The following is a 26,718-nucleotide window of genomic DNA, read 5'->3' on the forward strand; positions in this document are numbered from 1 at the left end:
CGCTCATCTCCTAAAATGCTCCTGGTTGAAATCCAGTATTAGCAGTATTTTGTGGTTGTGATGATGTTGTTTGTTGGAACGCTTGAGCATTAGCTTTTGGTTCCAAGTATTCATCAATTTGGTTATTTTCGATCTCTTTTCCGGATTTACTACTGGTATATTTATTAATAGATAATTTAGCAGTGCCTCGACTGCCCACTACTTGACTCCAATTCGGTGAGAAAGGCTGACCCACTATTGGTGCTTGTCCAATTCCAGTAAAAAATTGCGTCAACTTCCACTGCCATTTTTTCACCATGTAAAGGCGATCCAAAACTTTAGTTGTTCCTAATGGTCCGGTAAATTCCATTTCAATTTCGGCATAAGGTGTCCCATTTTGAATTTTGTCACTGTTACCGTCATAAATTTTCCGTTCAAATCCTGTTACAACGAATGGATAACTCCCGGCCTCAAACAGCTTAAAGTTACTTTCCTCAGCGACAAAACTGTCGCCCCATCCGATAAATTCATTTTCATTGTTCATTAATAAATCCTCCTAAAATTGTCTAATTTGTGTATTTAATAGCCCTAGAGCTTTATCCCAATTTGCGATAAAGTAATTCCATAGTTCACCAGGGACGTTTTCCAACGGTGTATCTGCTGGCATGAAACCACCTTGATAAATCACTTGCATAATTTCTTCATTTGTCACTTTTTCAGTTGCCATTAAGTCAGCCAATCCTTTTGGAATAACTGATGATACTGAAATTGTTTCTCTTTCAGGTCCAAAGGTTTGTTCTTCTGTCTGATTCTCCGAAATCTTACTTTCAGTTTGTTCAACTTTTGGAGTTTCGGTGGTTTCAACTGTTAATGTAGGTGTTACTTCGATAATCGCTTCGGCAATCTGGTTATAATCAAAAGGCAACTCATCTTGCAAACCCCAACGATTTTTAGCGTCCCAAGCTGGTCTGTGGGTGGTATACATCATCCGTTGGCCGCCTGTTGCTTTCTTGGAATTCGTTTTACTGTCGGTAATAACCGTTGTTTTATAGTTGGCGAAAATGACTGCATCAGCCCATTCTTTTACTAATGGCGCTGTCTTCTTTTCAAGCTTCAACTCATAACGATCATAAGCCCCCATTTCGTCAGGTTCTTCTTTTTTTCGAAGCATGGCATGAGCGGTAATGACCACGTTAACTCCGACATCAACGACATCACTTAATTTATTTAGTAAATTACCCATTTCTTTTGCCAAAGCTACAAACTTTTTCCCATAGCCTTCAGAATCAATCGCACTCCAATTATTCGCTGCCATCAAATGACGCTTACAGATTTCTTCTGCCCAGTCTATGGTGTCAATTACCAGTGTCTGGCACGGCTTATTTGCTTTAACGTAATCGACTTGCTGTAAAAGTATTGTCCAAGAAGTCGGTTTATCGAAACGCTTTACATCCATATGAAGAGTGGAATCTTCTGTATCAATAAATAATGGATATGGAAATTGACTAGCAAAAGTTGATTTACCAATCCCTTCCACGCCGTATAACACTACTTTCTGCGCCTTTGGTACCTTTCCTGTAGTAATATTCATTTATTAAAATGCTCCTTTCCCTGACCATCCTGTATTGATTTCTGGTGCAGAATTAATGGTTTCATTCTTTGTTGCATAACCATCTTCAATAATGATTTCGCATTCTTCACCAGTTGAAACTCTTGTGGCAATTGCCTGTAGATTTTCTTGCTCAAGCCATTTCCCGAATTCTTCTAATGAAACTAAATCCATTTGTTCCAGCTTATCTAGAAGAATAAATCCGCAATCTGGTTTCAGTTTTCGAACAATTGCTGTTGAAACTTTTAACTGATCTGAACCAGACATATTGTCCCAGCGCTGACCGTTATAAGTTAATTCTCCATCTTCGACGGATAATCCCGGTAGTGGTAACTTAGCATTCGTTAATAAGTCAGATTTTTGCTTGCGAATTTCATCAATCTTATTTGATAAAGTTTCATATTGGTTGCGATATTCTGACGCATCTTCTTCTGCTTTTTCCTTGTCTAGATTTACTCGTACTCGGCGATTAATTTCATCAATTTCTGCAATATTTTGTTCTAATTCTTCTGTTGATTCATCTTGTAAATCTTTTGCTGATTTTTGGGCAATCTCTAAATCCTTTGAAGTTTGAGCATGTTTTGTTTCCATTTCCAATAGTTGTTGCCGCATGTTCTCAATTTGTTGGCGCTCAATTTCAAATCGCTGGCTAATTTCATTAACTTGTTGCCGTTTTTGTTGGTTTTCACCATTCTTAGCCAGAACTGTTTGTTGCTGTGTAACCAACTCAGTAATGGAAACTAATTCTTTTGGTGCATCAGGAAAGTAATCCATCTCTTTAGCAAATTTTTCTTTTTGATCTTTTATCTGACCAATAGCATGACGCTGGTTATAAACTTCATTCTCAGTTCTTTCCAACTCAAATAATTGATCACCCACCCCAATAATTTGTAAAAGGGTCTGAGCTTTTTCTTTAGAAGAAGAGTCCATAAACTTTGGTAAATCTATTGCTAGCTCTTCCACAAAGCTATTTAGAAGGGATTGACCGCCCTTTTCACCATTAGGATCAATTACCTTTAAATCAGAGTTTTTACCTTTACGTTCCACAATCAATCCGTTACTCATAACGATATGAAGATGCGGTGGTGTCACGGATCCCTCTCTAGCTGCTTGACTAGGTTTATATTTATTCCCACCCAATGCCCAAGCAATTGCATCCAGCACACTTGTCTTTCCCTGATTGTTGTTACCACCTACAATTGTGAGTCCATTTTGAGTAGGCTCAATTTTGACTGCTTTGACTCGTTTGACGTTTTCAATTTCAAGCTTATTGATTTTCATAGCCATCTGTTTTACACTCTCCTTAAATAGATTGTTACACTTGGACACGATTTGCTTGCCGGCGGTCGTGTCTCTTTTTGCATTGGATAAAATTAGTAACTGTTAGAATTCCTATTAAAAAAATTGATAACTGCCAGATACCAGCTAAAATGCTGATTAATATTGAACCGGTCAAAAATGATTTTTTCGCACGTCTTCTAGAAATTTTTTTTGCATTTATTCTGGGAACTGAATTTGTAAAACAATAATCTTGTCTCATTTAAGCTTTCCTCCTAACTCAAGTTCTATATTTCTTAACTCGTCTAATTCATGCCTTATTAGTTCTTCTTGATAGTCAGTTAATAACTTTGATTTCTTTAAAACTTCACGATCAATTTGTAATTGTTGTCGCCGACATTGAACTAGATATCTTACTTTTGCATCTAAATCGTTTGATTTAAACTTCATTTGAATCTCTTTTTGCTACTAAACAATACAAAGCGATTGAACTGTATTTCCATTTATTACCAACTTGAACACCAGGAATGTTTCCCGACTTTGTTTCTTTAAATAAAGTTGGTAATGTAATTTTCAAATATTGAGCAGCCTGTTGCGAGTCCCACACTTCATTTGGAATAGCTTTTTCTGATATCAATACTTTTAAATCATCTAGTGAAACTAAAGCTAGTTGTTGCATTGTGAATCCCTCCTATCTAATTTTGAAATCAGAAATAATTTTTATGAGCAATTGTTTGGCTTTAGGGGTATCAATCAACTTCCCTTCTAAATAACTGCCAACATCTTGCTTAGTCATACCGTACATGACTGCTAAATCAACATTTTTTATGTCATTATCTTCAAGATATTGTAAGACCCGTTCACGTCCAACTTTTGCATCTGGCATATCTCACACCTCCTTATTAGAAATAAGTAAGATAAACAGTAAGTTATACTATAAAACTGTTGACTTTTTTTATAGAAAACTATAGAATATAATCATAACTAAATAAGCCTATAAAAACCCTATAAAATTAACGTTCTAAGTTTGCCGACCTCGAATTGTTTATTTTTAATAGGTGTATTTTCTTTAGCTTTTTTATTACTATTTATCTTACGAGGTCTATTTTATAACTAACTATAATTTTAGTCAACAGTTTTATAGTTTTTTATAAAATTTTCCTTGGCGAAGGAGAATCTTAGATATGACAGTATTTGATAGAATTAAGAATCTGGCCGACAAACAAGGTATCAGCGTTTCAAAGGTAGCTACCGATTTAGGATTTAGTGAAAATCTTTTCTACCAATGGAAAAAAGCAAGTCCAAAATCTGATAGACTGGAAAAAGTAGCTGATTATTTTGATGTGTCTGTAGACTACCTTTTAGGAAGGAATGAGACCCCTGATTGGGCATCACATGAAGATATAGTGCAGTTGGAAGATTTATTAAACTCTAATCAGCCGATGCAATATGGTGGTATTGAATTAAATGAAGAGGATAAACATAGAATTGATACTGTACTTTCTCAGGTATTTTGGGAGAGACTAAAAAAGAAAAAAGATTCTGAGTAGGTGATTTCAATGAATACTAAAAATGAAGTTATCAGTCAGTTGCACTATCTTCATAAAGAGTTCAAAACATTCGACCCATTCTCTCTTGCCGATGTATTGGATATTGAATACAAATATTTAGATACTTCTTCGGATTTCATAGGTCAATCATCGAATGTATTAAATGAACCATTAATTCTATTGAACTCGGACTTAATGGATGACCCGTATCGATTTGTAGTAATGGGCCATGAGCTATATCACGCAATTAACCATCCAGACTTAACTAGTTACTATAGCATGGGAAACTATCAGAAAAATAAATTAGAATATGAAGCTAATAAATTCTCTGCCGCGCTAATAATTAACTTATATACCGAAAGAACTGGACAAAAACCAATGTATTTTGATGATCTAAAAAAAGAGTTTAATTTGGAAGAAGAATTTGAAGAATTTTATTTTTGAGGAAAAAAACACATCCCGCCCGACCAAGAACGAGGATGTGAACTGTAAAAAAGCATACGCTTATTTAGCTATGCCTATTTTATCAAATTGAAAGGATTGATACAAATGGCAATTGAAAAAGGAACTGTCGAAAAGTTACCAAGTGGGAAATTTAGACTGCGTGTAACTGTCGGATATAACGAAAAAGGAAATCCAAAACGATTAAGTAAAACAATTAGCGCTGCAAGCATCCGAAAGGCTTATGTTGAACTAGATGAATGGATTGAGGATTTAGAGGAGCATGGTTATGAGGATATGTCTTCTATTACATTTGAATATTTTTTTGAGAACATGTGGAAAAAACAAGCTAAGCTATTAATGGAAGCTCGCACATTTAATGATTATAAAACAACTGTTGAAACTCGTGTGCTGCCTGTTTTCGGCTCAAAAAAGCTCACAGAAATTAAACCATTTGAAATTCGGGACTTTATATTAAGTCAAAAAAAAATAAAACAACCAGATGAAGAATTATCGAGAGAATCAAAAAAACGCATTTTAAGCGCCCTGTCTAGTGTCTTTAATATAGCTTTGTATGAATATAGATTAATTAAAGAAAATCCTTGTACTGGTTTAAGATTACCTAAAAAGCAAAAAGCTGACAGAATAAAAAAAGGAGTTCAGCAGCCCTACTCATTGGAGGAGTTACATAATCTTTTTGAAAAATTGGAAAATGAAACTCTACATGTAAAAACAGTCATCCTTACAGCTTTTGTCACTGGCGCTCGTGAAGGGGAAATTGCAGCTTTAGAAGTAAAACATTTCTTATTCGATACTAACCAGGTGAAATTTGAACAACGAATTATAAAGATACCGGGTAAAACTTCCGAAAGATATGATGGTCTTAAAAACGGCACAGAATTGATTGTGGACGTTCCTACGTATTATTTGGAAATTATCCAGCAATATATACAAGAACGTATTGAGCAACGTAAACAACTGAATTTGGCCCAACCAAAGCATGATTATCTTTTTGGTCACATTGACGGCAAGCCAATTAATCCTTCTGCGCTTTATGGAGTATGGCGTCATTTTGTCAAACGAGCTGATCTTAGAATGATTCGTTTTCACGACTTGCGTCATACAGCAGCTTCATTTTTAGTTGCTAACCCAGCTATCCCGGATAAAACCGTACAAGAGCATTTGGGTCATAGTGACTATAGAACAACAATGAATATGTACGTTCACTCTATTCAAGAATCTAAAAAAACACTGGTTGATGCTGTAGAGGATATGATTAATCCTAAAAAGCAATAACCAGTGCGTTATTTAAAATACTAACTTGAAATCTTCTGCCCACGTTTCTGCCCACGAAGGCAATTTATTACTATTTTTAAAGGTGTTTATTAACATCAAAAAGTGCTATAAATATTGTAAGATAAGGAAGGTACAGGATTTGAACCTGCGCGCCGGGATAAACCGGTTCGACGGATTTCGAGTCCGTTGCATTACCACTCTGCCAACCTTCCGCACAAATTATCTTACCTCTTTGAAAGTAAATGTCAAGAATTATAAAGAATCTAAGACTGATGTATCTTCTTTTTCTAAAACATTTTCGATGGCACGGTTCAACAAGTGAACAATCTCATCTTGTGTTGGCGAAATGATTCCTGAAGACATCAATGTTGCAATCCCAGTAACCGTAATCCAACTACCTACATGTAAAGCATTGATATGATTTTCATCTAACTTACTATATTTAGGGTGCTCACTAACCAATTGTCGGAAATACTTGTAAGAAAAATCATGCATCTTTTTCCCACCACCGTATTCTTGTACGTAAAGAGCGTTGTATAAATTATTTTGCTCTTTGGCAAAGTAAACATAATTTAAGCCTAAATCAATAATCGTATCTCCAGTCCGTACCTCTGGAAAAACATCGTAATATAGATGGTTACAAATCTCATCTAATAAAGTATTTTTTAAATCACCCATATTTTTAAATTCCAAATAGATTGGCTGTGTACTGATTCCCATTTTTTTAGCAATATTTCGGGCGGTGAATCCAGAAAAGCCTTCTCCTTCAACAACTTCATAAGCGGCCTTCAAAATCTGATCTTTTGTGTACACTTTTCTTCTCATCAACGTTTCCTCCTGAGGTGTTATTATTTTTCTTGTAATTTTATTTTAAACTCAAAGTATTTAGTTTGGCAACCCCTATCTTAAATGTTATTCAAAAAATGTAAAATTTCTTATTAAATAGATTCTAACTTGAGTGTTTTCTGTAAAATAGCTATTGAAATCGTTTTTATAATCTTTATAAATAATCTTATATAATTTCAACCAGAGATGTAGGCGTTATGCTTTCATCTATTTGGTCGTTTTCTGAGTGATTGAGAATGAATGTATTTTTTTACTATTTCATGTTACTTTATTCCACTATCTTTCAAATTTTTATCTCACTAGAAAAACTTTTCTTGCCTAAACTCAAATTTTTCCCTACTATTGGAATAAGGCGGTGAAATAATGGAGCAAAGTAGCTACACACAACTAATTTTAAGTACTTGCTTAAGGGCTGGAAAAATAATGATGGAGTCTGGTTCAGAAGTGTATCGCGTGGAAGATACAATGAAACGAATTGCAAGAAACGCTGGACTTCAGGATATTCAAACATATGTGACTGCAACAGGTTTGTTTGTAGGATCACCGTCTGAAGAAAAAAGTCAATTAATTGAGATTACTCGCCAATCAATTAATCTAGAAAAAGTTGCAGCGGTCAATCGTGGTTCACGCTTGTTTGCATCTGGAGAAATTTCTTTACGAGATTTATATTATGCATTAGATTTTGTAGATGATAATACAGCGGATTTTCCTTATTGGTGGAATGTGATTGCAGCAGGGATTGTCAGTTGTACTTTAATGATTATTTTACAGGGAGACTGGCGAGATTTTATTCCAACTTTTATCATTGGTGCACTGGGTTTTACTGTTCATAATTTCTTCGGAAAAAAATTACGTATGTATTTTTTCAATGATTTTTTTGCCGCACTAATTATCGGTGCGCTAGCAAATATTTTTGTTTTACTAGGTTGGGCACTGAATGTGAACAGTATTATTATTGGCTCTATCATGCCTCTGGTTCCTGGATTAGCAATTACCAATTCTTTTAGAGATATTATGGCTGGTCATTTAATTAGCGGAATTGCTCGCGCTACGGAAGCGCTCTTTGTTGCAGGAGCCATTGGCGGCGGAATTATTGTTGCTTTTCATTTTTTTTAAGGAGGAAACTTTTTGACTATACTTATCAATTTTTTCTTTAGTATGATTAGCACGATAACTTTTGGTGTATTAACTAATATTCCTCGCCGTGCATTTTTAACGACTGGTCTTACAGGGGCATGTGGTTGGATGACTTTCTGGGGATTAGAAACGTATTTTAATCAAAATGCTGGAATTGCTAATTTTTGCGCTGCGACAGTAATTGGTCTAATCAGTATTTTCTTTTCACGCCGTATGTCTATGCCAGTAATTATTTTTAACGTACCTAGTTTGGTTCCTTTAGTACCTGGTGGCCCAGCTTATATGGCGGTTCGACAAATGATGAATCAGAATTTTACCGCGGCGATGGAAAATATTGTAGTGGTCTTAGTTACGGCAGGAGCTATTGCTCTAGGATTTATGTTCACTAATTTAGTTGAAGGAATTTTAAAACGAACACGACAAAATCTACTAAAAAAAACAAGACGTTAGCGAGACATTGAGTCCAGCTAACGTCTTCTTATTTTACAATCAATACTGAACATTCTGCCATGCGAGCCATCTCATTTGCTTCAGAACGAATAAAACTTTTTTTCTTAGAGGCACCACAAACTAGTAGATCCGGTTGAAAAATGGGAATGATTTCTTCTACAATCACATGAGCTGGATCGCCTTCATCCACGTAAGCCTTTTCGACAGTAATACCTGCTTTTTCAGCCTTTTTCATATAATCTTCGGATATATTTACCACTTTTTCTTTTTTTTGCCGTAAATTCTCTGGCTGCAAATATTCATAAACATTCAATCGATTAATTTCAAATATCGTTGCCACCGCTATTTTTGAACCTAATCGGCTGGCCAGATCAACTGCATAATCAAATGCTTTTAGTGAATCTTCTGAATCATCTACTGCGACCAATATTTTCTCAAACATTTTATGCCTTCTTTCTTTAGCTTAAAGTACTATAAATCAAAAATAAATTCAAAATTGTTAATACTATCGTAATAAACCAAGCAAGATATTTTTCCCAATTTGGATTTGCAAACTCTCCCATTACTTTTTTGTCACTAGTAAAAATGGTTAGCGGAATAATTGAAACAGGTAAAGCGATACTTAAAAACACTTGTGTATATAACAGCAAATTCTCAACCGCCTCTTCATTTCCACCATACAGAATGACGCAAATGATTACTGGAATGATTGCTAAAAGTCTTGTGACAACACGCCGCATCCATAAAGGAATTTTCAAACGAATAAAACCTTCCATGACAATTTGACCAGACAATGTACCAGTAATGGTTGAATTCTGTCCTGAGGCCAATAATGCGACAGCAAATAAAGTACTTAGCAACGGACTGGCAATGCTTCCCACGACTGCTGGATTTTGTAGAGCATCATATAGATCAACAAATTTCCCTAAATCTGAATTCGTGCCATAAAATAAAGCACCACCTAAAATTAATAGTAGACAGTTAACGATAAATGCGACCGTCAATTGAATATTAGAATCCCAGGTAGTAAATCTGACTGCTTCTTTCATTTCTCTTGGATTATCTCGATCAAAATCTCGTGATTGAGAGATTGACGAATGCAAATACAAGTTGTGAGGCATTACCGTTGCACCGACAATACCGAGCGCTAATAAAAGCATCGAGCGATCCGTCGCAATTTTAGTTGTAGGAATAAAACCGCGAATCACTTCTCCCCAATGAGGATCAGCCACGGCAACTTCATAACCAAAAACACAAAAAATGACAAAAATCAAAGTTGCTACAATTGCTTCAATCTTACGAAATCCCAATTTAGTTAAAAGTAGCAATAGTAAAACATCTAAAGTAGTGATCAATACCCCAACAATCAATGGTAAACCAAATAATAATTGTAAGGCGATTGCCCCACCAATGACTTCAGCAATATCTGTTGCCATAATGGCCATCTCATTTACAACCCACAACGAAAAACCTAAAGCTTTCCCAGTTTTCGTACGGGTCATTTGCGCCAAATCTTTTCCAGTTACAATGCCTAATTTAGCCGCCATACTCTGTAAGAGCATCGCAACCAAGCTAGAAATTAAAACAATTGACAACAGACTATATTTATAAGATGCTCCACCTGCTATCGATGTAATCCAATTACCTGGATCCATATAACCCACTGCAACTAAAGCACCAGGTCCACTGTAAAGCAGCAGTTTCCGCCAAAAGCTAGCATCTTTCGGAACAACAACTGTTCCATTTATTTCTTCTAAACTGACGCCGTCAGACTCATGTATCAGATTTTTCTTTTTAGTCAAAGGTATTTCCCCTTATTGTTTTTCTTTAAGCATAGCTTAAGTTAAAAAAACTGTAAAATATTTAAAAAAAGTTCATGATTTGCGTAATTTAGGTCTTAAGTCCTATACAAATTACACAATAATCCTTTATACTGCAAATGTAGCACAAAGGAGATGAAGAAATGAGCATTGCACAATCTAGAAAATTATTAAATATTATCTCATTGATGGGAATTGCCGTGACCATTAGTTTGGCAATTTACTTTTATCAATTAGGTGTCTTTAAAGATATGAATGCTTTACAACAATTAGTTGGTCAATCAGCAATTGTTGGTCCTCTCGTGTTTGTCTTGATTCAAATTATTCAAGTCGTCATCCCGATTATTCCAGGGGGTATAAGTTTAGCTGCTGGAGTCATTATCTTCGGTCCCTATTGGGGATTTGTTTATAATTATGTCGGTATTTGTATAGGCTCATTAATCCTTTTTGCCTTAGGTCGGCATTATGGAAAACCTTTGATCGAACATTTAGTCAGTGAAAAGATATTTGATAAATATAGTCACATGTTGGATAATGAATCTCGTTTTGAAAAGATATTTGCCATCGCGATTTTTTTACCAGTTGCACCAGATGATGCTTTATGTTTGATGGCTAGTTTAACAAATATGTCTTTCAAAAAATATACAGCGATTATTCTATTAGCTAAACCTGCTTCAATTTTCTTGTATAGTTTAGCTCTATTACAAGGCGGTCAATTACTGTCACAATTACTAACCCACTAATCAATAGTGGGTTTTATTTTTAGGTAAAGGTTGTTGGTTAAATGTTTTCTACTAAATTAAATAATTTTAAAATATTTCTATTATTCGCTAGTTTTCTACCTTTCGTCAATCTAGTGCTTTTTTTTATTTTAAAAAATACTAAGCTACCTTTATTAGGTAGTTTGCTTTTATTTGTTTTACTTATGAGTATCTATGGACTAATACTCTTAATGATAGAGACAAAAAAGCCGACCTGCAACTTGAATTTTTTCAAAGGCTGGCTGGCTTCTTCCGGACTAATATTTATTTGGTCTCCTTTATTATTTGCCCAGTTTTATCAACTTTTATTGGCGCGATTCTCTTTGCCTGCAAATATACTGTCTACTGTATTTGCTAAAAGATGGCAAATCATTCCGATTGTCATTATTATCTACTTAATTATCTTATATCTTACTACTCGATTTATTTTTTTTCCGTCAAATTTAACTCATGGTGATACTATAATCAGAGGTTTGATCAATAGTTGGAAATTTTCTCAAAAGCCTTGGCCGAAGGAAATTCTTTTTGGTGGATTAATGCTATTGCTGACAGCTATCATTTGGTTAGTGCGGATAAAACTTGGAGAACAATTGTTAACACTTTTCAGTCACCAGTACTCACTAATATTTGCTTTACTAATTTATGCATTAATCGGCAACGTTCTTTTTGCTCTCTTGATTGTTAAATTATTAAATCAGCAAAAACTAATTGTAAATGACGTTTTTGATTGTCATTGGTTATTGTTGAGTGTGCTAGGCTTAATCGCTATCACTATTTTAAATTATCATAGCGATTTAACTGCTTTTCAGCCTAACAATCAGCCTTATAGTATTTCTCATCGCGGTATAAGTCAAAAGAATGCCATTCAAAATACAATTACCGGATTAACTGATACAAATCTCCAGTGGCAACCTGATCTCGTCGAAATTGATCTTCAAGAAACTTCAGATCACCAATTAGTAGTCGTCCATGACCCAAATTTAAAAAAATTAACAGGAAGAGATCTCAACGTAGATCAACTAACTTGGCCAGAAATTCAACAATTAACATTAAAAGAAAACAATTATACTGATAAAATTAGTCTATTTTCTGATTATTTAGTTCAGGCCAATCAATTAGAACAAAAACTGCTGATTGAATTAAAACCTTCAACAAAAACACAAGAAACAATTGTTTCAGCGCTACTTCCATTTAAAGAGCAATTGTCTAATCATTTTTTACAAAGTATGAGCCTTAAAGTTTCTGAAGAAACAAAAAAATACTTTTTTGATAATCAAGTTGGCTATATTTTACCTTTTGATTTTCTCGGCGTACCAAAAAACAATTTGGATTTTATCAATATCGAACAGCGAACGGCTAATCCTTATATAATTCAAGCTTTAAAAAATCAAAACAAAGATATTTTAATTTGGACATTGCATACAAAAAAAGAAGCTTCTCAATTAAAAAGTTTAGCCATTAACGGCTTACTGACTGACGATCTATCCAAACTAAAAAGCCAAGCCACCCTTCAAAATTTCGCTGCGTTTTTCTTGCGTCTCTATTAAAAAAAGTACTTTTCCAAGGGAAAAGTACTTTTTTTAATATGCTAATGATTTATCTGAAATAGATTTTTTTATGTCTTGATATTTAACAACCATGCGATTCTGTAACTCTTGCACCATTAATTCATCGCATGGATCACATTCAGTTACGTTAATGACTGCTATATTCGTGTATAACTGTTCAACAACACCAATCACTTCCCGCTGAGAACCAACTGGTAAACATTTATACTGAGCACCGATTTTTATTTCTTCCATCTGAATCCCCTCCGTTCATTTCGTTTTTTATAATAACATATTATAAATAAATTGAAAACGCTTTTCACAAATAAATTTACTAATTAAAAAGGATATTTTGCCAAAAATTAGACTACTTTAAAAACAAATGGTTTAATAATAAATGTTATCTTTAATCAAGCATGCTTTTTATTACCTAAATTTAATTTAAGCATCAAAAAGCCTACCAATCGAAAAAATGATTGGCAGGCTCTCAGTATTATTCTATAGACGTTCGTTTAATTCTTTAGCTAAATCTTCAAAGCCAGGTTTGCCTAGTAAAGCAAACATATTTCTTTTATAGTCTTCCACACCGGGTTGATTAAATGGATTGACACCGTTTAAGTAGCCAGAAACACCAACTGCAATTTCAAAGAAATACATGGTGTATCCTAAAGTATACGCGTCCATTGTTGGAATGTGTAATACAAAGTTTGGAACGCCACCATCGGTATGAGCAAGTAAAGTTCCTTCAAAAGCTTTTGTATTTACAAAATCGACATCTTTTCCTTCTAAGTAACCTAAACCATCAAGGTCAGATTCTTGAGCTGGAATTTCGATAACTTTTCTAGGTTGATCAACTTTAACAATCGTTTCAAATATATTGCGACGACCATCTTGAATGTATTGACCAAATGAATGTAAATCTGTTGAGAAGTTCGCACTTGATGGATAAATGCCCTTCAAATCTTTTCCTTCAGATTCACCGTAAAGTTGTTTCCACCATTCATTTAAATACTGCATTCCTGGTTCATAGTTAACTAAAATTTCAGTTACTTTTCCTTTACGGTATAAGATATTTCTCAATGCAGCATATTGATAAGCTTCATTTTCGTCCAGGTTATCACTTGAATAAGCTGTTCGTGCATCTGCCGCACCTTGCATCAAGGCGTCAATATCCGCACCACTGGCAGCGATTGGTAATAAACCAACTGCAGTCAATACAGAAAAACGTCCACCAACATCATCAGGAATTACAAAAGTTTCCCAACCAGCTGCATCGGCTTCAATTTTCACTGCACCACGCGCTTTGTCAGTTGTTGCATAGATTCGTTTATTTGCTTCTGCTTCGCCATATTTTTTAATTAATAATTCTTTAAATACGCGGAAAGCAATCGCTGGTTCAGTAGTTGTACCAGATTTCGAGATTACGTTAACTGAAAAATCTCGGTCCCCAATTACTTCGATTAAATCAGCAATGTATGTTGAGCTAATTGAATTTCCAGCAAAGAATACTTGTGGTGCTTTACGGTCTTCTTTTGTTTGTGCATTGAAAAATGATTGATGTAAAAATTCAATCGCTGCACGAGCACCTAAATAAGAACCACCAATTCCGATAACCACTAAAACTTCAGAATCAGATTGGATTTTTTCAGCGGCTTTTTTAATACGAGCAAACTCATCTTTATCATAATTTACTGGTAAATCAATCCAGCCTAAAAAGTCATTGCCAGCTCCAGTACCTTCGTGTAGTTCTTTGTGAGCTAATGCCACTTGACTCTTGATAAATTCAACTTCATGGTCGTTAATAAAAGGTGTTACTTTCGAATGATCGAAATGAATGTGTGCCATTTTGTTTCCTCCTTGATGATTACTATTATACAGCTATTACTTTACGTTTATTTTCATAATTTTTCAAGCCAGAACTTTTTTATACCAAACCTTGTGCATACATCGCTTCAGCAACTTTAGCAAAACCAGCTATATTAGCACCTGCAGCATAATCTCCAGCAGTTGCGTAACGTTTAGCTGTTTCAGAAATTGTTTCATAAATATCTTTCATAATTAAATTAAGATTTTCGTCTACCGCATGACGAGTCCAAGAAAGTCGTTGTGAATTTTGACTCATTTCCAAAGCTGAAACAGCTACACCACCGGCATTTGCTGCTTTGGCTGGCAAGTAACAAATATTTCCAGCCTGATAAACTTCAAGAGCTTGATTAGTTGAAGGCATATTTGCACCTTCAGCAACAATTCTTATACCATCTTTTACTAAAATTTCCGCTTGAACCGCATTAATTTCATTTTGTGTTGCACATGGTAATGCAATATCCGCTTGAACAGAGAAATCCCAGACACTACCTGTTTGATAACTAGCATTTGGTCTTTGCTCGATATATTCGGTTAATCTGCCTCGCCGAACTTCTTTTATTTCTTTTAAAAGTTTTAAATCAATGCCTTCTGAGTCATAAATAAAACCACTAGAATCTGAAGCAGTTAGCACTTTTCCACCTAATTCTTGAATTTTTTCAATAGTGTAAATCGCGACATTTCCACTACCTGATAATTTAACTGTCTTATCTTTTAAAGAATCTCCTTTATCTTTCAATAGGTGATGAACCAAGTAGACTAAACCATAGCCCGTTGCTTCTGTTCGGATCAAACTTCCGTTAAAACCGACTGGTTTACCGGTTAAAATACCCATATCTGATTGTCGCAAACGTTTATACTGACCATATAAAAAACCAATTTCTCTAGCACCCACACCAATATCACCAGCAGGTACATCTAAATCAGGACCAATATGCTTTTGCAATTCAGTCATGAAACTTTGACAAAAACGCATAATTTCACTATCTGATCGACCTTTAGGATCAAAGTCGGAACCGCCTTTACCACCACCAATTGGTTGGTTAGTTAAACTATTTTTAAAAATTTGTTCAAAACCTAAAAATTTTAAAATACTCAGGTTTACACTAGGGTGAAATCTTAACCCGCCTTTATATGGACCGATGGCTGAATTAAATTGTACTCGATAGCCACGATTCACATGCCAATCACCATTATCTGCTTGCCAAGGGACTCTAAATTGAATTACACGCTCAGGTTCTAAAATAAGTGACAAAATATTTTTCTCAATAAATGTAGGATTGTCTTCTAAAAAAGGTATAATAGTAGGCAGAAACTCTTCAACTGCCTGAATGAACTCAATTTCATGAGAATCTTTGGCTTTTAAATCATTTATTAACTTATCAATGTATTCTTGGGTATTCACGTGCATCATCCTTTCAAAATAATAATAAGTTTAGCTTAATATAGTGGGCTTGTATAGCAATTTTTTAAAGATTAAAAAAATTCACAATACGGAGGAAAAATATGAAGAAAAAATTTGATGTGATTGTCATCGGTGCTGGGACAAGTGGTATGATGGCCGCCATCGCTGCAGCAGAAAATGGCGCTCAAGTCGCTTTGTTTGAAAAAAATAAAAAACCAGGTCGAAAACTACTCATGACTGGCGGCGGTCGTTGTAATGTTACCAACAATCGTCCTGTCGATGACTTAATTACCCACATTCCTGGAAATGGGAAGTTTTTATATAGTACTTTTAGCCAATGGGACAATCAAGACATTATGACTTTTTTTATTGAACATGGTGTTGCTTTAAAAGAAGAAGACCACGGCCGAATGTTTCCAGTCAGTAACTCAGCTAAAACCATTGTTCAAACGCTGCTAGCCGAATTAGAAAATCTAAATGTGACCATCTTCTTTAACACAGCTATCGAAAAGATTATTTCTGACGGGGAAAAAATTCAAGGTGTTAGAACTGAAAAGGGTGATTTTGGCGGAAAATGTGTTGTTGTCACCACAGGCGGCATGACTTATCCAAACACAGGAGCTACCGGTGATGGATATAAAATGGCAAAAACTCTGGGTCACCACGTCACTCCACTTTATCCGACTGAGTCTGCTATCTTTTTAAATGATTCTTTTATTACTGATAAAACATTGCAAGGACTATCTTTAAGAGACGTTCGTTTAACCGTTCTAAATCAATATAATAAAGAAGTTACCGCCCATAAAATGGATTTATTATTTACTCATTTTGGTGTTTCCGGTCCGGCTGCCCTACGCTGTTCAGGATTTGTAAATCAATTATTACGAGAACAATCTACAGTAACTTTGTCATTAGATTGTTTACCAGAACTATCTGAGGAAGCAGTGAAAGAAAAAATAGCTGAATTGGGTGAAACCTCTAATAAACAGCTAAATAATGCTCTAAGTATTTTACTTCCTGAGCGTTTACTAAATTTTTTCCTTCAAAAAGCAATGCTAACTAACAAAACTTATCGCGAAGTAAACGAACATGAATTGATTGAGCTCATCAACTTAATCAAAAACTTTCAAATGACCGCCACAAAAACATTAGGTCTAGAAAAATCTTTCGTAACTGGCGGTGGTATCGAACTAAAAGAGATTTCACCTAAAACTCTTGAAAGCAAAAAAATCACCGGCTTGTTTTTTGCCGGTGAAGTGCTCGATGTTAATGGTTATACAGGTGGTTTTAACATTACTGCTGCTTTTTGCACGGGACATGTTGCTGGTACCCATGCCGCTTATCAGAGTTTTGCTTAATTTTGAATTAAATCTACTGTTTGCCCCTTTGTTATTTCCAGAATAGCATTTGGGGCAATTTCTATCTGTAAGCCACGTTTGCCTGCCGAGACAGCTATTGTGTCATAACTTGCAGCTTCTAGTGCAATAAAAGTCGGAAATAGTTTTTTCATCCCGATTGGTGAACAGCCTCCTCGAATGTAACCAGTCAAACTTTCTAAATCTTTTACATGTAGCATTTCAACTTTTTTATTACCTGAAGCTTTGGCTAACTTTTTTAAGTCTAGCTCGTGATCACTAGGTATCACTGCAACGATTGGTCCGCTGGCATTTCCAACCGCCACTAGTGTTTTAAAAATACGCTCCGCCTCTATCCCAACTTGTTCAGGTACATGGCGGGCACTTAAATCATTCTCAGACCACTCATATTGATGTTCTATATAAGAAATTTTTTTCTGTTCAATCAAACGAATCGCATTTGTTTTTACTTGTTTTTTCTTAGCGATTTTTTCCACCTCTAACTAAATTCATCTAAAAATAGTTTTAACTTTTCAACTTCTAATTGACCTGGTGCAGAAGCTAGGCCAGGTAAATGTCCATAAGTCATGCAAGAGCCATCTAAATAGCCAGCTACTCGCGATAGTTTTCCAAGATTTCCTTGTGATACACTCACAATCGGTAAGTTTACAAAGGTTTGTGCCTTTAACGTCGTTCTCATTAATCGAATCACATCGGATTGATTTTGCGGAACGACTACAAGTTTGGCAATGTCTGCCCCCCAATGTTCCATCATATTTAAACGGAATAATAAAACCGCATCTTCCGGTGTTTCAGAATAATTATGATCACTTAGAATTACTTTTACATCTAATGCTTGCATCCAGCGAATAAAGGTTGTTCCCAACGTATCTACGTGGGTTAACTCAATGTCCGCTACATCAATGGAACGAGAAGTTACTGCAAATTCATTAATTCTGCGATACTCACTTAATGGCAGATCTGCCTGTCCACCCTCTTCAACAGTTCGCAAATTAAAAATCAACGGAATGTTGCGCAGCTCTTCCCTTAAAGCCAATAATGTCAACAATAATTCTTCATCATCTTGCAGATTTTTATAATAATCTGCCCGCCACTCAACTATGTCTCCATTGACTTTTGCTTGACTAGCCTGTGACATAATTTCATCAAATGTTTCACCAATAATTGGTACACAAATTTTTGGTTTTCCTGCATCCAATCGCATATCTCTTATTTGAACAGCCATCATCTTACTCATTCCCCACGATCATTTTTTATTTTTTAATTTCGTAAAATAGTACTTTTAAATAATTGCTTTCTTCAAACGCCGCTACTGGAAAATCTTGAGGCAAACGAAACGTTTCTTTTAGTTGGTAGGTTACACCCTGTTCGTCCAAACTCTTTTCAATACTTTGTCGAAATTTCTTTAATGTTAAATTTGACGCATTAGTGGAAGCAATAATTTGCCCTTTTGGATTTAATATTTTTAAGCTTTCAGCAATCAAGCGACCATAATCTTTTGCCACTGAAAATGTCTTCTTTTTATTTCTAGCAAAACTTGGTGGGTCTAAGATGATTAAATCATAACTAAAACCTTTTCTTTTAGCATACTTAAAATATTCAAAAGTATCCATCACTACTATCTTTTGCTTTTCTAAAGAAATTTGGTTCACTTCAAACTGTTCTCTGGTTTTGTCTAAACTGCGTTTAGCTAAATCAACACTTGTTGTTCCTGCGCCGCCAACAGCTGCTGCAACAGAAAAAGCACCGGTGTAGCTAAACATATTTAAGACTTTTTTTTCTTTTGCAAGTCCAGAAGCCAAACGTTTGCGAACTTCTTTTTGATCAAGAAAAATTCCTGTCATATATCCCTCATCTAAGTAAGTAGCATAATTAATGCCATTTTCTTTAACTAGCCAAGGTTCTGCAGGTTTCTCTCCGATGTACCAATTACTTTCCGGTAAATCCGATTGAAAACGAATTTTTTCGACAATACCAAGATTATCTGATAGGACTTCCGAAATTGTTAGCAATAATTCTTCTTTCAAGGCATAAATCGTTTCGTTATACCACGATATCACTAAATAACCGGCATAATAATCGATAGTGATACCACCAAAGCCATCACCTTCACCATTAAATAAACGAAAGGCTGTGGTTTCATTGTTTTGAAAAAATTTCTTTCGCTTAGTAACTGCTGTCTGAAATAACTCATGTAAGAACGTTTTATTAATTTTCAAAGCTTCGTAACTAATTAACCAGCCGATTCCTTTGTTTTGTTTTCCTAAATAGCCTGTACCTAAAATCTCTCCTCTTTCGTCTAAAAAAGTCAGATATTCTTTAGGTATATCGCTTATTTTTGTTTGCAAATCTTCAGGTTGAATCAGTGGATTTTTCTTTCTAATTTTTTGACTCGCCTTTTTTGTTAATTGTATTTTCAAATTTGTTTCCCTCGTTTCTTTTCAAGTATAACAAAATATTTAAGTGAATACGCTTATAAAGTTTTTTTTAAGTCGGCTTTAGATCAACTTAAATTAGATTGACGACATTATAAAATCCATGTAAACTCTAGGGAAGTGCTTTAAATGAAAAATTTAAACAAACCTTTTATTAGGAAGGAAGTTAACTTTGAGAAAATTTAAAATTTCATCAATCTTAAATAAGCGATTAGGTTTCTTTGGCCTACTAACCCTATTACTATGGGCCAAAAGTATATTTGCTTATCTATTTGAATTCAATTTGGGGATTGAAAGTTTAATGCAATATTTCATCCTCTTTATCAATCCATTTGCAACAACAATGTTCCTATTGTCGATTGCATTATATATTAGACGGCCTAAAGCAGCCTATCGAACGATGATCGTTATCTATGCTTTAGCAACTCTGCTTTTGTTTTCAAATGTTGTCTACTATCGCGAATTTACTGATTTTATCACTATTAACACAATGCTTGGTGCTGGTAAAGTAGCTAGCGGACTTGGCGAAAGCGCCATAAGACTTTTCCGTCCTTATGATTTCATCTTCATGATTGATATTTTAATCCTTCCAATTCTTTTATGGAAGAAAATAATTAAAGAAGAAGAAAGACCAGTGAGAGCTCGAATGGCATTAGCCGTAACTGCCTTATCAGTTATGATCTTTTCTGGAAACTTATTTTTAGCTGAAGCTGACCGAACTGGTCTACTAACTAGAACCTTCTCACGGGATTATTTAGTTAAGTATTTAGGAATTAATGCTTTTACAGTTTATGATGGCGTTCAAACATACCGTACTAATCAGGTAAAAGCAGAAGCCAGTGCCAACGATTTAACAGACGTTGAAGCTTACGTAAACGAACATTATGCAGCACCAAATGCTGACTATTATGGACTTGCTGATGGACGGAATGTCATTACTATCCATTTAGAAAGCTTCCAACAATTCTTAATTGATTATAAATTAAAAGATGAAAATGGTGTGGAGCACGAAGTAACGCCGTTTATCAACAGTATCTACCATGAAAATAGTACTTTCAGTTTTGATAATTTCTTCCACCAAGTAAAGGCTGGGAAAACATCTGATGCCGAAACTTTGATGGAAACTTCATTATTTGGTTTAAATCAAGGATCATTATTTACTCAACTTGGTAGTGAAAATACTTTCCAAGCTGCGCCAAGCATTTTAAATCAAACAAAAGGTTACACTTCAGCGGCTTTCCACGGAAACTCAGGGAACTTCTGGAATCGAACAGAAACTTATAAAAATTTAGGCTATGATTACTTCTTTGACTCATCTTATTATGATGTCAACGATGATAACTCATTCCAGTATGGTTTACATGATAAACCTTTCTTTAATCAATCTGTTCAATATTTAGAACATTTACAACAACCATTCTATTCTAAGTTTATTGCTGTTACAAACCACTATCCATATAGCCAGTTAACTGGTGATGAAGCTGGTTTCCCAATGGCGAACACAAGTGATGAAACAATTAATGGCTACTTTGCAACAGCGAATTATTTAGATAAAGCAGTTGAAGAGTTCTTCACTTACTTAAAAGAAACTGGTTTATACGATAACTCAATTATTGTAATGTACGGTGATCACTATGGTATTTCTGAATCCCGTAATCCTGATTTAGCTGAGTTAGTCGGAAAAACTTCTGACACTTGGACAAATTATGACAACGCACAAATGCAAAGAGTCCCATACATGATTCATGTTCCAGGCCAAACAAATGGTGGAATTAATCATACTTATGGTGGTGAAGTTGATGCTTTACCAACCTTACTTCACTTATTGGGCGTTGACACAAGCAAATATATTCAAATGGGTCAAGATTTATTATCTCCTGAAAATGATCAACTAGTTGCTTTCCGTAACGGTGATTATATGACACCAGAATATACAAGTTATAGTGGCAGTGTTTATTCCAATTCAAATGGCCAAATGATTTTAGAGCCAGATGATGAGCTGCAACAACAGTTAGATACATGGGAACTTGCTGTCGACAAACAACTATCTACCTCCGATGATATTAATAATGGTGACCTTTTACGATTCTACACAGAAAGCGGATTGGAACCAATTGATTCATCCCAATATAATTATAAAGATAGCGTCAGCAAAATGGAGCAAATCGAATCAGACTTAGGTGCTGAATCGACTAGCATCTTCTCAAAAAATGGCGGTAAGACGACACAAAGTTTATACAGCACGAAAACTTTCCAACAATATCAACAAGAAAATGGCTCCAGCGAAACATCTGATAACGCTGAAGAATAGATCTGCAAACTACTCAATTTCGATTGGGTAGTTTTTTTTACGCCTTTTTTTCTTATCAGCTTCATACTTCTTTCAAACTATTCTTTTATACTATTTTGTGAGGTGAAAAGTATGAGCTATCTTAACAATGTTGTATCTACGATAAAAAACCGTAAAGCAGAGGCCTCAATTCTTTTTCTAACTACCTTAACCTTACTGTTTTTACTAACCAGCGTCTTAATTATGAAATTAATCTTGAATCAAATTGATCAAGCTAGCAATGTTCAATTATTTACAGCTAATGAATTATCAGAAATTCAAACCTTTTATTCCTTTTGGTTTTTTGTTTTCATTTTGTTAGGAAGCTTATTATTAGTGGTGATTTTCAGTATAAAATTATTAAAATCCCATCAAAAAAAGATGGATATGAGACTTTCAATATATACGACCGGGATTGAATTAATTTTCTGCATTCTTGCTGCTGCCCTGGCATTAACAACTTTATTCGCTTTATTTGAACCATTTTATGAAAAAATTCTACAAAATATTTATCAATATGGTTTGACTCAGTTTCATGATTTGCCAACATACGTACTTAGTAATGGAACAAGCGGCATTGCTTACTCAATAGATAACTCTCTTTCTTATAGTCTTTCTTCAGTTACTTTGTTAAACCTTTTTTTTAAATCCCTCGGTAAGACAGTTGGAATATTATTGCTTTTTCTTTTGTTGCTCATTTCCGTTTATTCTTTTATCAATTACCAAAGAAAAAAGATAAAAGTTCGCTAATCACGAACATTTATCTTTTTTTTTGTTCTATTATTCAAATATTCCTTGAACTACCTCTAGTCCTTGCATATACTTTTAAAGTATTCGTTACTTAAACGATGCAATTATACAAAAGGAGCGTTTCATATAAATGGAAAAACTGTTTAAACTCAAGGAAAATGGTACAACTGTTTCCACTGAATTAATGGCGGGCGTTACTACATTCTTTGCGATGAGCTATATTTTATTTGTTAATCCAAGCATACTATCTTCAGCTGGTATGCCGTTTCAAGCAGTCTTTTTAGCAACAATTATTGCTTCAGTCATCGGAACTTTAGTCATGGGGTTATTTGCAAATGTTCCTTACGCGCAAGCACCAGGTATGGGCTTGAATGCTTTCTTCACTTACACAGTTGTCGCTGGTCTTGGTTATAGTTGGCAAGAAGCTTTGGCGATGGTTTTTATTTGTGGACTTATTAATATTTTAATTACTGTAACAAAAATTCGTAAAATGATTATTCGCGCTATTCCTGAAAGTATGCAACAAGCTATTGGCGGAGGAATTGGTATTTTTGTTGCCTACGTTGGTTTAAAAAATGCTGGGTTATTAGCCTTTTCTGCTACCGGAGCAGATGTAACAAGCAGCATCGTTACGGATAACCAAATTCAAAGTGTAGCAATGGGATCAGGTGTTGTTCCAGCTTTAGCTAACTTCAACAATGCACCCGTATTATTAGCGGTTTTAGGATTATTTATCACCATCATCTTAGTAATCAAAAAAGTTCGTGGCGCTATTTTAATTGGAATTATATTAACTACTTTATTAGGTATTCCTATGGGCGTTGTTCAATTTAGCAGCATCGATTGGCAAGCAAATTCCTTAAGTAGCTCAATTGGCGCATTAGGAACTACTTTTGGTGCAGCTTTTGGTGCAGAAGGACTTGGCTCACTATTTTCCGACAGTAGTAAATTGCCACAAGTTCTAATGACTATTTTGGCTTTCAGTTTATCTGATACTTTTGATACAATCGGAACCTTTATTGGTACTGGGCGTCGCACAGGTATCTTTTCTAAAGAAGATGAAATGGCCATTGAAAATGCAAATACCTTAGGCTTTAAAACAAAAATGGATAAAGCATTATTCGCTGATGCAATTGCAACTTCAATCGGAGCAATCTTTGGGACATCTAATACAACAACTTATGTGGAATCAGCTGCCGGAATTGGTGCTGGTGGTCGAACAGGTTTAACTTCAGTTTTTGTAGCCATTCTATTTGCGCTAAGTAGTTTACTATCTCCAGTTATTGCTGTTGTACCCGCACAAGCTACCTCGTCCGCTTTAATTATTGTTGGTGTGATGATGTTGGCTTCATTTGCTGATATTAACTGGCTAGATTTAGAAGAAGCCATTCCAGCTTTCTTCGCAAGTATTTTTATGGGCTTATGTTATAGTATCTCTTACGGAATCGCAGCAGGCTTCATAACTTATACATTAATCAAAGTTATCAATTCTAAGACTAAAGAAATTTCACCTGTTTTATGGGTGGTAGATGCATTGTTCATCGCAAACTTTGCAATTTTAGCTTTATTATAAGAAAAAAGGTTCGTAAGAAAATTATCTTACGAGCCTTTTTTAGTCATTATTTATTTCTTCATCTGGAAAACTTATAGTAAAGGTTGTCCCTTCGTTTAACGTACTTTCTACATCAACTGTCCCATTATGTAGACGAACTAGCTCTTGAACAATCGACAAACCCAAGCCAGATTCCCCATACTTAGTATTTTTCCTCGATGGATCAACTTTGTAATAACGATCCCAAATATTTTTTACTTGTTCTTCATTCATGCCAATTCCTGTATCAGCGATTTTTACAATCGTTTGCTTGTCTTTTTTGAACACGCTGACCCTGATTTCACCATCTTCAGTAAACTGAATCGCATTTTGCATAATGTTCACCATAACTTGAACAAAACGATCATAATCAGCGTAGATTGTAACAGGTTCTTGTGTTTCTAAAATCAATTGATCTCCTGCGGCCGCTGCTTTTTGTTCCAATTGTGTAACTAAGGTGCTTAACGTTTCTGTTGCATCGAATTTTTTAATTATAATGCTGATTTGATTGGTTCGGATTTTTTCATAATCCAAGTTTTCGTTAACCAAACGAATCAATCGAGCTGTCTCATTTTGCATTAGACTAATAGCTTTTGCCTTTTGATCTTCAGGGATAGCGTCATATTGCAATCCTTCCAACAGACCATTGATTGTGGTCAAAGGCGTTCGCATTTCATGAGAAGCATCCGCCATAAACTGTCGCCGTCGTTCCTCTTGCCTTTCAATTTCTTCATTTGATTCTTTTAAAGATTCCGTCATTGAATTAAAATCACTCGCCAAATCGTCAAACTCATCTTTCCCATGATCTGGAATTTGGATATCAAAGTTCCCTTTAGCAATTTCATCAGTAGCCGATCGAATACTCTTAATTCTTTTTAACTGTCGTGTAGCAAAGAAATAACTCACTATAATTGCTAAAATCGAAGCAATAATGAAACCTTTGAACAAATTACTGCGAATTGCGTTGATACTATTTTCAACATTAGTCGCTGGTTGACTGATTACTAATACTCCATAAAAACCACTTCCCTTTTTATTAAAGGAAACCATCGCATATGAAGTTGTCTGTGATTCGCCATACTCATTGTTTTCAGTGGTCATTTTTTGGCTTTCACCATTTTTTAACGCCTGCCATTGCTTACTTGAAATCAATTTGTCAGAAATTGTACTGGAACTTAATGGATACTTAATCTTACCGTTGGTATCGTAAAAAACTAAAGAAACACCTTCTTGATCTAATGTTTGCTCCGTTAAGCTTAAAGCAGCTAAAAATTGTTCATCGTCGGTCAAACTGGAAAATTGAGACTCTTCACTTAGTTTTCGGCTCATCTGGTCAACTGCCTCCGCGTAACGAGCCAACTGATTATAATTATCTTGTTCCAAAGTTTGACGAGTAAACTGCGTGAAAGAAAAGCCTAATGTAATGACCATCAATAAGATAACTCCCGCAAAAGCCAATAACTGTTGGTAAAGATACTTCATTAGGCTACTCCAGAATCATCAAATTTGTAGCCCACTCCCCAAACAGTTTGAATTACTTGCGGGCCTACCTTTTCAATCTTTTGGCGCAATTTTTTAATATGGGCATCCACCGTCCGTTCATCACCAAAATATTGATAATCCCAAACCAATTCTAATAGTTGCTCACGAGTGAAAACTTGCCGTGGTTTTTTTGCCATCGTATACAATAAATCAAATTCTTTTGGCGTCAGACCTTCCACCGGTTTATCTTCTAGATAAGCTTCCCGCGTTTTTAAATTCATTTTGAAGTGATCTGTCTGAATATCAAAAGAATTGTCAGATTGTTTTGCATCATCTTCTCCTTCAGAGCCTAATTCACTACGGCGGTGTAGAGCCTTAATCCGTGCAATCAAAGTTAACGGTGAAAATGGTTTCGTCACATAATCATCAGCACCCATTTCTAAACCGATTACTTGGTCACTCTCGGAATCTCTCGCAGTCAACATAATAATTGGCACACTGCTAGAGACTTTACGAATCTCACGACCGATTTCCATTCCATCCATTGTTGGTAAATTTAGATCCAAAGTAATCATGTCCCATTTTTCAGGATCAGCTAGAAAAGTATCCAGACCTTCCTTACCATCATATTTGAAAGTTGCTTCCCAGCCTTCATTTAAGAAAAACATTTGCATCATTTCTGAAACTGATTCATTATCTTCAATCATTAATATATTCATTTTTAATTCCTCACTTATCAAATTTTTACTTTTATAACCTTAGTATACTCTAAA

Annotated in this window: 29 protein-coding genes and 1 tRNA gene; 11 read left to right on the forward strand and 19 right to left on the reverse strand. The window is 35.1% G+C overall.

Annotated elements, in window-relative coordinates; translation table 11 throughout:
- Positions 1-10 precede the first annotated feature (10 nt).
- From ID741_RS12655 to ID741_RS12685, 7 genes are read right to left on the reverse strand one after another with little or no spacing between them, the layout of a single operon-like run.
- A complete protein-coding gene (locus ID741_RS12655; protein ID WP_438720198.1) occupies positions 11-523 on the reverse strand; it encodes a hypothetical protein in 513 nt (170 codons plus the stop codon).
- A 12-nt stretch (positions 524-535) separates the two neighbouring features.
- Complete coding sequence (locus tag ID741_RS12660) at positions 536-1,570, reverse strand: ATP-binding protein (RefSeq protein WP_438720199.1); 1,035 nt, start codon at positions 1,568-1,570, stop codon at positions 536-538.
- A 3-nt stretch (positions 1,571-1,573) separates the two neighbouring features.
- Complete coding sequence (locus ID741_RS12665; protein WP_438720200.1) at positions 1,574-2,875, reverse strand: AAA family ATPase; 1,302 nt, start codon at positions 2,873-2,875, stop codon at positions 1,574-1,576.
- Between the two features lie 28 nt (positions 2,876-2,903).
- Positions 2,904-3,128: a hypothetical protein gene (locus ID741_RS12670; protein WP_438720201.1), complete on the reverse strand. Its 225-nt coding sequence runs from the start codon at positions 3,126-3,128 to the stop codon at positions 2,904-2,906.
- Positions 3,125-3,316 carry a hypothetical protein gene (locus ID741_RS12675; protein WP_438720202.1) on the reverse strand — a complete coding sequence of 64 codons (192 nt, stop codon included), beginning with the start codon at positions 3,314-3,316 and terminating at the stop codon, positions 3,125-3,127. Before ID741_RS12675 ends, ID741_RS12670 begins: the two co-directional genes overlap by 4 nt.
- The gene (locus ID741_RS12680) at positions 3,306-3,545 is read right to left on the reverse strand and encodes a helix-turn-helix domain-containing protein (RefSeq protein ID WP_438720204.1); all 240 of its coding nucleotides are present in this window, start codon (positions 3,543-3,545) and stop codon (positions 3,306-3,308) included. Before ID741_RS12680 ends, ID741_RS12675 begins: the two co-directional genes overlap by 11 nt.
- A 12-nt stretch (positions 3,546-3,557) precedes the next feature.
- The gene (locus ID741_RS12685; RefSeq protein ID WP_438720205.1) at positions 3,558-3,752 is read right to left on the reverse strand and encodes a hypothetical protein; all 195 of its coding nucleotides are present in this window, start codon (positions 3,750-3,752) and stop codon (positions 3,558-3,560) included.
- 298 nt (positions 3,753-4,050) lie between these two features.
- On the opposite strand from ID741_RS12685, the gene ID741_RS12690 reads away from it, so the two are divergent.
- From ID741_RS12690 to ID741_RS12700, 3 genes are all read left to right on the forward strand, one after another.
- Positions 4,051-4,416 (forward strand): helix-turn-helix domain-containing protein, encoded by a 366-nt coding sequence (locus tag ID741_RS12690; RefSeq protein ID WP_438720206.1) that lies wholly within the window; start codon positions 4,051-4,053, stop codon positions 4,414-4,416.
- Between the two features lie 9 nt (positions 4,417-4,425).
- Positions 4,426-4,860 (forward strand): ImmA/IrrE family metallo-endopeptidase, encoded by a 435-nt coding sequence (locus ID741_RS12695; protein WP_438720207.1) that lies wholly within the window; start codon positions 4,426-4,428, stop codon positions 4,858-4,860.
- 105 nt (positions 4,861-4,965) lie between these two features.
- Positions 4,966-6,153, forward strand: a complete 1,188-nt coding sequence (locus ID741_RS12700) for a tyrosine-type recombinase/integrase (RefSeq protein ID WP_438720208.1) — start codon at positions 4,966-4,968, stop codon at positions 6,151-6,153.
- A 124-nt stretch (positions 6,154-6,277) separates the two neighbouring features.
- Here ID741_RS12700 and ID741_RS12705 read toward each other — a convergent pair.
- Positions 6,278-6,365: transfer RNA gene (locus ID741_RS12705), tRNA-Ser, on the reverse strand.
- 40 nt (positions 6,366-6,405) lie between these two features.
- Positions 6,406-6,978: a TetR/AcrR family transcriptional regulator gene (locus ID741_RS12710; RefSeq protein ID WP_218327663.1), complete on the reverse strand. Its 573-nt coding sequence runs from the start codon at positions 6,976-6,978 to the stop codon at positions 6,406-6,408.
- 384 nt (positions 6,979-7,362) lie between these two features.
- Here ID741_RS12710 and ID741_RS12715 point away from each other — a divergent pair, with 384 nt between their 5' ends.
- Complete coding sequence (locus ID741_RS12715; protein ID WP_438720209.1) at positions 7,363-8,115, forward strand: threonine/serine exporter family protein; 753 nt, start codon at positions 7,363-7,365, stop codon at positions 8,113-8,115.
- A gap of 12 nt (positions 8,116-8,127) precedes the next feature.
- Positions 8,128-8,586, forward strand: a complete 459-nt coding sequence (locus tag ID741_RS12720; RefSeq protein WP_218327661.1) for a threonine/serine exporter family protein — start codon at positions 8,128-8,130, stop codon at positions 8,584-8,586.
- Positions 8,587-8,614: 28 nt separating this feature from the next.
- On the opposite strand, the gene ID741_RS12725 is transcribed toward ID741_RS12720, so the two are convergent.
- Positions 8,615-9,028 (reverse strand): universal stress protein, encoded by a 414-nt coding sequence (locus tag ID741_RS12725; RefSeq protein WP_218327660.1) that lies wholly within the window; start codon positions 9,026-9,028, stop codon positions 8,615-8,617.
- 16 nt (positions 9,029-9,044) lie between these two features.
- Complete coding sequence (locus ID741_RS12730) at positions 9,045-10,388, reverse strand: Nramp family divalent metal transporter (RefSeq protein ID WP_218327659.1); 1,344 nt, start codon at positions 10,386-10,388, stop codon at positions 9,045-9,047.
- Between the two features lie 161 nt (positions 10,389-10,549).
- Here ID741_RS12730 and ID741_RS12735 point away from each other — a divergent pair, with 161 nt between their 5' ends.
- A complete protein-coding gene (locus tag ID741_RS12735; RefSeq protein ID WP_218327658.1) occupies positions 10,550-11,149 on the forward strand; it encodes a TVP38/TMEM64 family protein in 600 nt (199 codons plus the stop codon).
- 239 nt (positions 11,150-11,388) lie between these two features.
- Positions 11,389-12,714: a glycerophosphodiester phosphodiesterase family protein gene (locus ID741_RS12740; RefSeq protein WP_438720210.1), complete on the forward strand. Its 1,326-nt coding sequence runs from the start codon at positions 11,389-11,391 to the stop codon at positions 12,712-12,714.
- Positions 12,715-12,747: 33 nt separating this feature from the next.
- Here the strand turns inward: ID741_RS12740 and ID741_RS12745 are convergent, their stop codons facing one another.
- From ID741_RS12745 to gdhA, 3 genes are all read right to left on the reverse strand, one after another.
- The gene (locus ID741_RS12745; protein WP_218327656.1) at positions 12,748-12,969 is read right to left on the reverse strand and encodes a hypothetical protein; all 222 of its coding nucleotides are present in this window, start codon (positions 12,967-12,969) and stop codon (positions 12,748-12,750) included.
- A 243-nt stretch (positions 12,970-13,212) separates the two neighbouring features.
- A complete protein-coding gene (locus ID741_RS12750) occupies positions 13,213-14,559 on the reverse strand; it encodes a glucose-6-phosphate isomerase (RefSeq protein ID WP_218327655.1) in 1,347 nt (448 codons plus the stop codon).
- Between the two features lie 79 nt (positions 14,560-14,638).
- Positions 14,639-15,982, reverse strand: a complete 1,344-nt coding sequence (gene gdhA, locus ID741_RS12755; RefSeq protein WP_438720211.1) for an NADP-specific glutamate dehydrogenase — start codon at positions 15,980-15,982, stop codon at positions 14,639-14,641.
- Between the two features lie 101 nt (positions 15,983-16,083).
- Between gdhA and ID741_RS12760 the strand changes: the two genes are divergently transcribed.
- Positions 16,084-17,340: an NAD(P)/FAD-dependent oxidoreductase gene (locus ID741_RS12760; protein WP_218327653.1), complete on the forward strand. Its 1,257-nt coding sequence runs from the start codon at positions 16,084-16,086 to the stop codon at positions 17,338-17,340.
- On the opposite strand, the gene ybaK is transcribed toward ID741_RS12760, so the two are convergent.
- From ybaK to ID741_RS12775, 3 genes are read right to left on the reverse strand one after another with little or no spacing between them, the layout of a single operon-like run.
- Entirely contained in the window at positions 17,337-17,825 is a 489-nt protein-coding gene (gene ybaK, locus ID741_RS12765) for a Cys-tRNA(Pro) deacylase (protein ID WP_438720471.1), read from the reverse strand. The two genes, ID741_RS12760 and ybaK, sit on opposite strands and share 4 nt — an antisense overlap.
- Before the next feature lie 11 nt (positions 17,826-17,836).
- Positions 17,837-18,583, reverse strand: a complete 747-nt coding sequence (gene aroD / locus ID741_RS12770; RefSeq protein WP_246601601.1) for a type I 3-dehydroquinate dehydratase — start codon at positions 18,581-18,583, stop codon at positions 17,837-17,839.
- A 28-nt stretch (positions 18,584-18,611) separates the two neighbouring features.
- Positions 18,612-19,778: a class I SAM-dependent rRNA methyltransferase gene (locus tag ID741_RS12775; RefSeq protein WP_438720212.1), complete on the reverse strand. Its 1,167-nt coding sequence runs from the start codon at positions 19,776-19,778 to the stop codon at positions 18,612-18,614.
- Positions 19,779-19,965: 187 nt separating this feature from the next.
- Between ID741_RS12775 and ID741_RS12780 the strand changes: the two genes are divergently transcribed.
- From ID741_RS12780 to ID741_RS12790, 3 genes are all read left to right on the forward strand, one after another.
- The gene (locus ID741_RS12780; RefSeq protein WP_438720213.1) at positions 19,966-22,104 is read left to right on the forward strand and encodes an LTA synthase family protein; all 2,139 of its coding nucleotides are present in this window, start codon (positions 19,966-19,968) and stop codon (positions 22,102-22,104) included.
- 234 nt (positions 22,105-22,338) lie between these two features.
- Positions 22,339-22,872 carry a hypothetical protein gene (locus tag ID741_RS12785; RefSeq protein ID WP_438720214.1) on the forward strand — a complete coding sequence of 178 codons (534 nt, stop codon included), beginning with the start codon at positions 22,339-22,341 and terminating at the stop codon, positions 22,870-22,872.
- Positions 22,873-23,002: 130 nt separating this feature from the next.
- Positions 23,003-24,445 (forward strand): NCS2 family permease, encoded by a 1,443-nt coding sequence (locus ID741_RS12790; RefSeq protein WP_438720215.1) that lies wholly within the window; start codon positions 23,003-23,005, stop codon positions 24,443-24,445.
- 39 nt (positions 24,446-24,484) lie between these two features.
- Here ID741_RS12790 and ID741_RS12795 read toward each other — a convergent pair whose 3' ends face one another.
- Positions 24,485-25,945 carry an ATP-binding protein gene (locus ID741_RS12795; RefSeq protein WP_438720216.1) on the reverse strand — a complete coding sequence of 487 codons (1,461 nt, stop codon included), beginning with the start codon at positions 25,943-25,945 and terminating at the stop codon, positions 24,485-24,487.
- Entirely contained in the window at positions 25,945-26,664 is a 720-nt protein-coding gene (locus tag ID741_RS12800) for a winged helix-turn-helix domain-containing protein (RefSeq protein WP_438720217.1), read from the reverse strand. The genes ID741_RS12795 and ID741_RS12800 overlap by 1 nt, the downstream gene beginning before the upstream one ends.
- Positions 26,665-26,718 lie beyond the last annotated feature (54 nt).

Origin of the sequence: Enterococcus sp. AZ103 (assembly GCF_051714685.1) — a bacterium.
GTDB classification, from domain to species: Bacteria; Bacillota; Bacilli; order Lactobacillales; family Enterococcaceae; genus Enterococcus_A; species Enterococcus_A alishanensis.